Raw genomic sequence first — 9,841 nt, 5'->3', positions numbered from 1 at the left:
GGGGGTGGGGAGCCTACGGGCCGACCTGGCACTGGCCAGGGCCCGCGCGGCCTTGGCCAGTGCCAGGTCGGCCCGTAGGCTCCCCACCCCCAGGGCGGCCACCCGCTCGCTGATCCCTTGGAGGAGTTCTTGGGGTAGCGTTAGTGCTCCCAGCCGCGCGCGGGCTTTGGTGAGCTGGGCCCGGAGCCCCGCTTGGGCCTCGTCCCAGGCCCTGCGGAATCCCGCGGGGTCGGCCTCAAAGGCCAGGCGACGCCTTAGGGCTTCGGCCCGCTCCGTAGGGTCTTTGAGGCTCTGAACCGATACCTTTAGGGCGAAGCGGTCGTAGAGCTGGGGGCGCAGCCGGCCCTCCTCGGGGTTCATGCTGGCCAACAGCACGAAGCGGGCCGGGTACTCCAGGCTGAAGCCCTCCCGCTCCAGTCGCCCCACCCCGCTCGCCACCACGTCCAGCAGGGCGTCGGTCAGGTGGGGGGCCAGCAGGTTGACCTCATCAATGTAGAGCACCCCCCCGTGGGCCTGGCTGAGCAGGCCGGGCTTTAGGGCTGGCTGCCCGGCCAGGGCTTTCTCCAGGTCAAGCCCGCCCAGAAGCCGCTCCTCCCCCGTGCCGATGGGCAGGTTCACAAAGGGGGCTCCCTCGGGGAGTAGCTCGGCCAGGGCCCTGGCAGCGGTGGTCTTGGCGCTGCCCTTCTCTCCCTGCAGGAGTACCGAGAGCCCAGGATCGGTGGCCGCCAACAGCAGGGCCAGCCGCATGGTTTCCTGTCCTACCAGCGCAGCGAACGGGTAGTTCATACCTCGCTTGAAGCCTCCAGGGCTGCTTCGCCGGCCAGCATGGCCTCCCGCAGGGCCTCCAGGGTTTCCTCGCGGGCCTGCCATAGGCCCCGCTCAGCCGCCTCCAAGAGCCGCTCAGAAATCGCCCGCAGGGCCCAGGGGTTGGCCTCCTTAAGAAAGGCCTGGATGGCGGGGTCCAGCGCGTAGGTCTGGGCCACCCCCTCAAAGATGAAGTCGGGCACGACCCCTGCGGTGGCGCTGTAGCCGAACAGGTAGTCCACGGTGGCGGCCATCTCCAGGCCGCCTTTGTAGCCGTGGCGCTGGATGGCTGAAAGCCACTTGGGGTTCACCACCCGGCTGCGGTAGACCCGCAGGATTTCCTCCCGTAGGTCGCGCATCCGGGGCTTCTCGGGGTTGGCAGTGTCGCCGAAGTAGGCCTTGGGGGCCTCCCCCTTTAGGGCCCGCACCGCGGCGATGAGCCCCCCGTGGTACTGGAAGTAGTCGTCGGAGTCCAGGATGTCGTGTTCGCGGTTGTCCTGGTTGTGCAGGGCCAGCTCCACCTGCCGCAACCGCTGGGCGAAGGTTTCTTTGGCCTCAACCCCCTCCACGCCCCGTCCGTAGGCGTACCCTCCCCAGGCCAGGTAGACCTGGGCCAGGTCGTGCGGGCTCTCCCAGTTGCCGGCCTCCAGCAGGGGCAGCATCCCTGCGCCGTAGCTTCCCGGCTTGGAGCCAAAGATGCGCCAGTGGACCTCCTCCTGACCGCACCCATCGCTTGTACAAGAAGCGCCCAGCGCCTCCAGGTAGTGCTTGCGGGGGTAGTTTTGCTCAGGGTCCTCCGGCAGGTGCATGACCATTTCAAAAGCCTCGTCTAGGAGCTCTATCAGGTGGGGAAAAGCGTCGCGAAAAAAGCCGGAGATGCGCAGGGTCACATCAATGCGGGGGCGGTCCAGCTCGGACAGGGGGATGACCTCGAGCCCCTCTATGCGCCGGCTCAGGGGGTGCCAGCGGGGGCGCACCCCCAGGAAGGCCAGTACCTCGGCCACCTCGTCCCCCTGGGTGCGCATCTGGGCCGTGCCCCAGGCCGAGAGGGCCACCATCTCCGGGTAGCGCCCGGTTTCCCGGAGGTAGCGCTCCAGGGTCTCCTGGGCCAGCCGCTGGCCCACCCGCCAGGCAGCCTGGGAGGGCAGGGCCCGGGGGTCTACCGCGTAGAAGTTGCGCCCGCTGGGGAGGACGTGGGCCTGGCCGCGGCTGGGGGCCCCGGCGGGGCCGGCGGGGATGTAGCCCCCCTCCAGCCCCAGCAAAAGGTGCTCGATCTCGTCGTCGGTGCGCTCCAGGGCTGGCACCAGGTGGGTGCAGGCGAAGCCCAGGGTCTCCTCCAGCTTGGCCAGGGCCCCCTCATCGTACCCTGGGGGCAGCACCCGTCCCAGCACGGAGGGGATGGCGGTGGAGGCGAAACCTTGCTGCTCCAGCTCTTCGTAAAGCCTGAGGGCCAGCCGCTCGAGGTTCTCCAGCACCTGGCCGTGGCTTTGGCCAAGCGGATGGGGAGGGTCTAGGCGGGCCCCCATCCGCTCGAGCAGGGAGTCTGGGTGGAAGCCGTAGGCCTGGGCCAGGGTGGAAAGCCAGCCCGGCACAGGCCCGTTGGGCAGCCGGGTGAGGGCCCTGAGGGTCTCGGGGAAGGGGGGAAGTTCGCCCAGGGTGTGCAACCCGTCGCGTATCTGGGCCAGCCCCAGCTCGCAGAGGTAGCCCTCAATATCCTCCAGTAGGTGGGCCACCTGGGGCCCCTCCATCTCGGCCAGGGTGGAGGGGATGCCCTCTGGGGTTAGGGTATCGTCCCACTCGTGCTTGTGGTCGCCGTGGTCGGCACTGAGCAGGGTTTTTAGCTCGAGGTCGGCTTTGAGCTGGGTTTCCTCCAGTATCTGCCAGATTTCCTGCTGCAAAAGGGGCAGCTTGCTGGGGTCGAGTTTCTCCAGGACGTAGTACTCGTTCACCAGTTCGCTCAGGCGGGCCAGCGGCCCGTAGGTTTCGGCCAGGGTCAGGGGCGGGGGTAGGTGGTCCACCACCGCGGCGTGGGCCCGCCGCTTGGCCTGGGTACCCTCGCCCGGGTCGTTGAGGATGAAGGGGTAGAAGAGGGGCAGGCTGCCCAGGAGGGCATCGGGGGCGCAGGCCGCTGAGAGGCCCACCCCTTTTCCGGGGAGCCACTCTAAGGTGCCGTGCTTGCCCAGGTGTACGATGGCATCGGCGCCCCAGCCCTCCTCCAGCCATCGGTAGAAGGCCGCGTAGTGGTGGGTTGGGGGGAGGTCGGGGGTGTGGTAGATGGCGTCGGGGTCAAGGCCGTAGCCCCGCGGGGGTTGGAGGGCGATGAGGACGTTGCCCAGCTCGAGGCCAGCCACCCAGTAGCTCTCCTCGTCGCTGTACGGCTCCTCGTTCAGGCTTAAAGCGCCCAAGGTTTTCAGCCCTTTGAGGGTTTTCTTGTCGGTCTTGGGCTTGCCCTGACGCAGGGTGTAGCCCCGCTCGCGGGGGGTGCCCCAGAAGTCCTCCATGCGGAAGCGCAGGGCCTCGGGAAACTCCCTGAACCAGCGCAGGTAGGTCGGGCGGGGAATCCGGAAGGCCTGCTTGGGGTCTAAGGGATGCTGGGGGTCGTAGCTGCCCCGGCTCAGCAGGGCCTCCATCAAGGCCTTGGGGCTTTCCGGGAGTTCGGGGAGGGTGTAGCCTCGAGCCCGCATGGCCCGCAGGATGCGCAGCAGCGAGGCCGGGGCGTCTAGGCCCACCGCGTTGCCCACCATTTGGGCCTTGGCCCCGGAGTTGGTGAGCACAAAGGCGATGCGCTTTTGGGGGTTGGGTTTTCGCCGCAGGGCGGCGAGGCGTGCGGCTAAGCCGGCGATGCGCTCCATCCGGTCGGGCTCGGGAACGTAAAGGGTCTGTTGGCCCTGCTCCTTGAAGCTGATGGGCACCCCTATCAGCCGGCCGTCAAACTCCGGCAGGGCTACCTGCATGGAGGTCTCGAGGGGGTTGAGCCCCCTCTGGCTTACCTCCCAGGCCCCTTTGGGCATTCCCGGGGTTAGGGCCTGCAGCACCGGCACCCCAAGCCGGGCGAAGGCCCCCACCCCTTGCCCCGCCGGGGTGATGGCGCCGGCGTGGACCTCCCCCAGGGCAAAGGCCAGGGTGGAGATGAGCACATCCACGCGTCCCTCCAAAAAGCCCAGCGCCACCGGAAAGCCCTCCTCCATCGCCTTGAGGGAGGAGGTGTAGACCGGCAGGGCGTTCATTCCCCGGGCCTCCAGGGCCTCTACCAGGCCGTCCACGAAGGCTAGGTTCCCCGAGAGGAAGTGGGCCCGGTAGAAGAGCAGTCCGGCGGTGGGCCGGCTGGGATCGCGGATTCGCTCCCAGTCCTGCAGCGTGGCTCCCTGGGGCAGGCCGGGGTGGTAGAGGCCGTGCTCGGGCTGGGGGATTGGGGGGGTATGGCCGTAGCGGCTTTCCAGCAGGGTGTCCGACAGGTACTTGCAGAGTTCCACCAGGTTGTCCACCCCGCCTGCCGTCAGGTAAGCAGTGGCCTCCCTCAGCACCAGCGAGCCCCCGTCGGAACACCGGGCCAGCTCCGGGGAAAGCTCCCCCAGGCCGCTTACGAACAGAAGCCGCTGCCCATGCTTCCGGGCGTAGGCCCGCAGGGTCTCCAGGCCGGGCACCCGCTCGGGTGAGCTGTGCAGCCGTAGGACCACTACCTGGGCCCGGCCCAGGGGGCCTTGGAGCCATAGAGCCATCTGCTCTGGGCTTCTGAGCCGGTTGAGGCTCAGGCCCACCACCGGGGGGAAGCCAGGGGGCAGCAGGCCCTTGGCCGCTTCCAGGGCCAGCAGGTCGGTGTCGGCGTGGCTTAGCAGGGCGATGCCCGATAGGCCCTGGGGGGCTTCGGGGAGGCGAGGGGAGGGCAGGGCCACGCCGCTGCGGGCCTCCCAGTCGTAGAAGTTGAAGACGTACTCGGCTAGCTCGGGCGGGGGCGGCAGGAAGCGGTCGGCGGCCAGCATGGCCTCTATGTGGTCAAAGATGAGCCGCACCTGCCAGGGGGTGTTCACCGAGTGGAACCAGACCGAGCGGCCGTCAAAGACCAAGCAGGCCACATTGGCCAGCACACAAGGGCCTAGGCACCCCCCTTTGGTCAGGTGGACCAGGTTCCTCAGCCTTCGCCGCAGCCACTCCTCCTTGTAGACCTCGGCGGGTACCGGGGCGTAGCCCCTTTCGGTGTGGCCGCAGCAGCAGCCGGTGTAGCAGTAGCTGAGGTGGCCCCGCTTTTGCACGATGTGCACCAAGCGGCCATCAGGCCTTTGGACTCTCTGGCGGTAGAGGTTCATGGGCTTCAGTGCTCAATGCCCCGCTGGGCAGGCACCCCAGCGTCAAAGGCGTGCTTGACCTTGCGTACCTCGCTGGCCGTGTCGGCCCGCTCAATGATTTCTTCCGGCATGCCCCGGCCGGTGAGCACCAGGTGGACCCCTTTTGGTTTTTGCTCCAAGGCCTGGAGTACCTCCTCTAGGGGAATCCATCCGTAGCGGATGGGGTAGCTGATCTCATCCCAAACCACCAGAAAGTACGTTCCAGAGAGGAGAATCTCCCGGGCCTTCTGCCAGCCTTTGTAGGCCAGGGCGGCCGAGTGGTCCAGGTCTTTGGACTTCCAGCTAAACCCGTCGCCCAGCCCCTCAATCTCCACCCCCAGCCGTTCTAGGGCCCGGTGTTCGCCGAAAGCAGCCCGCTCGTGTTTCATGAACTGAAAGATGCGCGCCCGGTAGCCCCGCCCCACCGCCCGTAGGACCAGGCCCAGGGCCGCGGTGGTCTTACCCTTGCCCTCCCCGGTATAGACCAAGACCAGCCCCCGCCGTTCCCCGGTGGGTTTTTGGTAGGGTTTCTCCCGTTTGGGCTGTTCCATCGCTCACCCCCAGTGGAGGCCCTTTCGGGCCCGCCACAACAGGTATAGGAAGAAGGGGCCGCCCAGCAAGGTGGTGATGACCCCCACGGGGAGTTCCGCGGGCCGGGCCACCACTCGAGCCGCCCAGTCCGATAAGGCCAGCAGAAGCGCCCCCCCCAGGGCCGAGGCCGGGAGCAAGTAGCGGTAGTCGCCCCCCACGAGCTGGCGGAGGGCGTGAGGGGCCACAAAGCCCACAAACCCGATGATGCCGGCGTGCACCACCGAGAGCGCGGTGAGCAGGGTGGAAAGGCCAATCAGCACCAGCCTGAGGGCCGAAAGGGGCAGGCCCAGGCTTTGAGCGGTCTCCTCTCCGAGCGCCAGGGCGTTCAGGGCCCGGGCCAGCCCCCACAACAGGGGCAGCGCGAAGCCCAGCCCCAGGAGCATCAGGCCCACCCCCCGCCAGCCCATGAAGGCCAGGCTGCCCAAGGTGTAGCTGAAGACCTCGCGGATGCGGTCGGTGTCCAGCAGCAAAAGAAGGGTAGAAAAACCGGTGAGCACGCTGCCCACCACCACCCCGGCCAGGATTAGGTGTTGCCCGCTTTTGGGCCCCCCGGCCAGGGTGAGGGTTAGGACAACCGCGAGAAGGGCTCCCAGAAAGGCCCCCAACGCCGCCGTGGTGGGCAGGCTGGCGAAAAACAGGCCTGCCCCGAAGCCCGCCAGGGCCCCGCTCAGACTCAGGGTGAGGGTGAAGCCGAAAGAGGCCCCAGCGGCCACCCCCATCAGGTAAGGGTCGGCCAGGGGGTTGCGGAAGAGCCCCTGGTAGGCGGCTCCGGCCAGGCCCAGGGCGGCCCCCACCAGCATGGCCCCCAGCACCCGGGGCAGGCGCAGCTCGGTGACGATGGGGTTTTCACTCTGCCCCAAGAGGGCCTGGAGCACCTCGAGCGGGGGGACGTAGACGGCCCCCTGGCCTACCCCCAGGACCAGCGCCCCCCCCAGGAGGAGGGCCAGTGCGGTGAAGGTGAGGGTCCGCCGGGCTGGAAGGGATAGGCCCGTCCACCCCCGGGTAGGGCTCAGGCCGCCTTGCATGGCCTACTTCAGCTCCGGGTGGAAGCACTCGATCAGGAACTTGAGGCCCTGGGCCACCCGGGGGCCAGGCCGGGAGAGCAGGTCGGTCGCCTCGCCGCTGAAGGCGCAGATGCGGTTTTGCTGCACCGCGGGGATGGCCCCCCAGCCGGGGCGGTTCCGGATGCCCCCCACCTCTGGGTGGGTCACCACAATGACCTGGGGTTTTTGCTGCACCACCAGCTCGGGGTTAATCTTGGGGAAGTTTCCCAGCTCGGCTGGGATGATGTTCCGGCCCCGGGCTTTTTCTATGAGGGCCCCGATGAAGGAGCTGGGCCCCGCGGTGTAGGGGGTGGGGTCAATCTCGTAATAGACCAGCGGGCGCTCCTTGGCCTTGGCGGCGCGGCTTTCCAGGGCGAAGACCTCGGCCTGAACGCGGGCCACCAGCCGCTCGGCCTCGGCCCGCAGGCCCAGCATCTGGCCGTAGGCCCGGGCGGTGCGGAAGATGTCGGCGTAGGTCTGGGGGCGGGTTACGTAGACGGTCAGGCCAGCCCGCTCCAGCGGTTCTACCAGCCGGGCCGAGTTCACGATGACCAGGTCCGGCTTGAGGGAGATGATGAGCTCGGTGTTGGGGTTGATGAGGCCACCGGCCTTGGGCAGGCTGCGCACCCGCTCAGGCCAGTTGGAGAACTGGTCGGTGGCCACGATGCGGCGGCAGGCTGCCTCGGAGAGCGAGCAGATGGTCTCGGTGGCCGAGGGCAGCATGGTCACGATGCGCTGAGGCGGTTTTTGCAACGTGATGCTGCGGCCTTGGTCATCGGTGAGGGTCAGGGGGAACTGGGCTAGAGCGAGGCTTAGAACGAACGCCAGCAGGAGGAAAAACAAGCGCTTCATTTCGGCTCCCTAAAGCTCGAGCTTGGATTTCGCTGGGCAGAGGCCCAAGAGACCGAGGGAACCCCGTATCTCTCCCGTTGTGCGCGGGAGTCCTCCGTTGCGGCTCCGGAGGACTTCTCGGCAGGTATTCGGACTCGAGGCGCCGAGGCGCCTCACACCGCTGCGCAACAGTGCCGGATTCTCACCGGACTTCCCCACTTTAAGGCTGGACTACGCGCCCAGCCACCGAGAGCGGCTCGAGCTTTTGGCCCCTAGCGGGGCGTATACCAAAGCTACATCGGGCTTGGGCTTGGGGCAAGAGGCGCTGGGGCCGGTAGACTATGAAGGTGCGTTACCTGAGGGTGCTGTGGCGCTTTTGGGGTACGGCTATGGCTGCGGAGCTGGAGTACCGCGGCAACTTTTTGATTGCGGCCCTCTCGGCCTTCGGAGGAGCCTTGGGCAGCCTCTTCGGTATCTCACTTCTGTACCAAGGCGGCTACCAGCCGGGGGGGTGGCGGTTTGAGGAGGCCCTTTTAGTGCTGGCCGCCTTTTTGATGCTGGATGGCTTTTCCTTTGTGCTGCTGTACCCCAACCTGGGCCGTATCGTGGAACACGTCCAGAAGGGCACCCTGGACTTCGTGTTGTTGAAGCCTATAGACAGCCAGTTCTGGCTTTCCTGCCGGAGCCTCTCCCCCTGGGGGCTCGCCGACCTTCTCATCGGCTTGGGCCTTTGGGTGTACGCGGGGCTCCGGCTAGGGCTTGGCCTCCTGGACTACCTGCTGGGCCTGGGCTTTCTGCTGCTGGCGATGCTCATCCTCTATAGCCTGTGGTTCCTAATCGCCTCGAGCAGCATCTGGTTCGTCAAGGTGACCAACGCAGTGGAGGTGCTCAGGGCCCTTCTGGAGGCCGGGCGATTTCCCGTGCAAGCCTTTCCACCGGTCTACCGCTTTGTCTTTACTTTTGTGGTGCCGGTGGCCTTTCTGACCACCGTTCCGGCCGAGGCGGTGCTGGGACGGCTGGGTCCCTCGAGCCTGGCGCTGTCCGTGGGGCTGGCCTTGGGCCTGTTGGGGCTGTCCCGCCTCTTCTGGCGGGTGGCCCTGAGGAACTACACCTCGGCCTCGAGCTGACCTATGCCCGCAGAGGCTGCGCGGCCTCCTTCCACGAGGCCCGCAGCTTGCGCCACACGGTGAAGCCGAGGAGCAGGGCGGTGCCCAGGGCAGTTACCCCGATGACCAGCGGGCTCAGGCCCTGTACCCGCATGGCCAGCAGGTTGAAGAGCAAGGTGATGACCCAAAGCGTCAGGGTGGCGCGGCGTTGGGAGAAACCCCGGGCCAGCAGCTGGTGGTGGATGTGGTCTTTGCCGGGGGTGGCCATGGGGTTCTGCCCCCGCAGGAGCCGCCGCACGAACACCTGGGTGGTGTCCAGAATGGGCAGGAGCAGGAAAAGCGCGGTGGGCACCAAGGAGAAGGCGGTGGTGAGCTTGAGGCTGCCCAGAAGCGCGGTGGCGGCCAACACGTAGCCGAAGAAGTAGGCTCCGGCGTCGCCCATAATGATTTTGGAAGGGTGGAAGTTGTGCCGCAAAAAGCCCAGCGCGGCCCCCGCCAGGGCAGACAGCACCAGGGTAGCCGCGGCCCACTGGGGGCTTTGGGCCGAGACGGCCAGGAGGCTCATAGCGGTTATGAAGGCCACCCCTCCGGCCAGGCCGTCCACCCCGTCCATCAGGTTGATTGCGTTGGTGATGCCGATGACCCAGACCAAGGTGAGCAGGATGCCCAGCAAGGGGTCCAAGGCGGTGCCGAAGGTAGCGTGGAAGCGGATGTCCACCGCCACCAGAAGCAGCGCAGCCAGGAGCTGCACGAGCAGCCGGAACAGAGGCGGTAGCCCAAACTGGTCGTCCACAAAGCCCACCAAAACCAGGATGGAACCCCCCAGGAGGATGGCCAGCACCTGCACCTGCACCTCCTGGATGAGGATGGGCCGCAGGGTGGTGGCCACGACCAAAGCCGCCACCACCCCGGCGAAGATGGCCAGCCCCCCCGCGTTGGGCAGGGGTTCTTTGTTCAGCCGCCGGGCGTTGGGCTGGTCGGCCCAGCCCACCTTGAGTGCAAACTGGCGCACCCGCGGGATGAAACGCCAGGTCACCACCCAGGCCACCACGAAAGTGAAGACCACCGTGAGCCAACCGGTACCCCCGGGGTTGGCAATGCCGATGGCCTTGAGAAACTCCGTCATCCTAGACCCCAGACAAGG

7 protein-coding genes and 1 riboswitch are annotated in these 9,841 nt (G+C 67.2%); of the genes, 1 reads left to right on the top strand and 6 read right to left on the bottom strand.

Annotation, left to right across the window (positions count from 1 at the left end; translation table 11 throughout):
* From Mlute_RS05155 to Mlute_RS05135, 5 genes are all read right to left on the bottom strand, one after another.
* On the bottom strand, positions 1-786 hold a 786-nt coding region (locus Mlute_RS05155; RefSeq protein ID WP_182482479.1), incomplete at its 3' end, for an ATP-binding protein.
* Complete coding sequence (locus tag Mlute_RS05150; protein ID WP_119359675.1) at positions 783-5,108, bottom strand: cobaltochelatase subunit CobN; 4,326 nt, start codon at positions 5,106-5,108, stop codon at positions 783-785. The genes Mlute_RS05150 and Mlute_RS05155, both read right to left, overlap by 4 nt.
* 5 nt (positions 5,109-5,113) lie before the next feature.
* Positions 5,114-5,677, bottom strand: a complete 564-nt coding sequence (gene cobO / locus Mlute_RS05145) for a cob(I)yrinic acid a,c-diamide adenosyltransferase (protein ID WP_119359674.1) — start codon at positions 5,675-5,677, stop codon at positions 5,114-5,116.
* A 3-nt stretch (positions 5,678-5,680) separates the two neighbouring features.
* Complete coding sequence (locus tag Mlute_RS05140) at positions 5,681-6,742, bottom strand: FecCD family ABC transporter permease (RefSeq protein ID WP_119359673.1); 1,062 nt, start codon at positions 6,740-6,742, stop codon at positions 5,681-5,683.
* 3 nt (positions 6,743-6,745) lie between these two features.
* A complete protein-coding gene (locus tag Mlute_RS05135; protein ID WP_119359672.1) occupies positions 6,746-7,612 on the bottom strand; it encodes an ABC transporter substrate-binding protein in 867 nt (288 codons plus the stop codon).
* A 102-nt stretch (positions 7,613-7,714) separates the two neighbouring features.
* Positions 7,715-7,857: riboswitch (cobalamin riboswitch) on the bottom strand.
* 81 nt (positions 7,858-7,938) lie between these two features.
* On the opposite strand from Mlute_RS05135, the gene Mlute_RS05130 reads away from it, so the two are divergent.
* Positions 7,939-8,718, top strand: coding sequence for an ABC transporter permease (locus Mlute_RS05130; protein WP_119359679.1), 780 nt, complete (start codon positions 7,939-7,941; stop codon positions 8,716-8,718).
* Position 8,719: 1 nt separating this feature from the next.
* On the opposite strand, the gene Mlute_RS05125 is transcribed toward Mlute_RS05130, so the two are convergent.
* Positions 8,720-9,823 (bottom strand): MraY family glycosyltransferase, encoded by a 1,104-nt coding sequence (locus Mlute_RS05125; protein WP_119359671.1) that lies wholly within the window; start codon positions 9,821-9,823, stop codon positions 8,720-8,722.
* Positions 9,824-9,841: the final 18 nt, after the last annotated feature.

This window comes from Meiothermus luteus (assembly GCF_003574085.1).
Lineage (GTDB): Bacteria > Deinococcota > Deinococci > Deinococcales > Thermaceae > Meiothermus > Meiothermus luteus.
Note: the sequence above shows the minus strand (reverse complement) of the source record. Positions and strands in the feature narration are given on the sequence as shown.

Coding starts and splice junctions, on each gene's coding strand:
- Mlute_RS05150 (WP_119359675.1), bottom strand. CDS start 5,108: ATGAACCTCTACCGCCAGAGAGTCCAAAGGCCTGATGGCCGCTTGGTG.
- cobO (WP_119359674.1), bottom strand. CDS start 5,677: ATGGAACAGCCCAAACGGGAGAAACCCTACCAAAAACCCACCGGGGAA.
- Mlute_RS05140 (WP_119359673.1), bottom strand. CDS start 6,742: ATGCAAGGCGGCCTGAGCCCTACCCGGGGGTGGACGGGCCTATCCCTT.
- Mlute_RS05135 (WP_119359672.1), bottom strand. CDS start 7,612: ATGAAGCGCTTGTTTTTCCTCCTGCTGGCGTTCGTTCTAAGCCTCGCT.
- Mlute_RS05125 (WP_119359671.1), bottom strand. CDS start 9,823: ATGACGGAGTTTCTCAAGGCCATCGGCATTGCCAACCCCGGGGGTACC.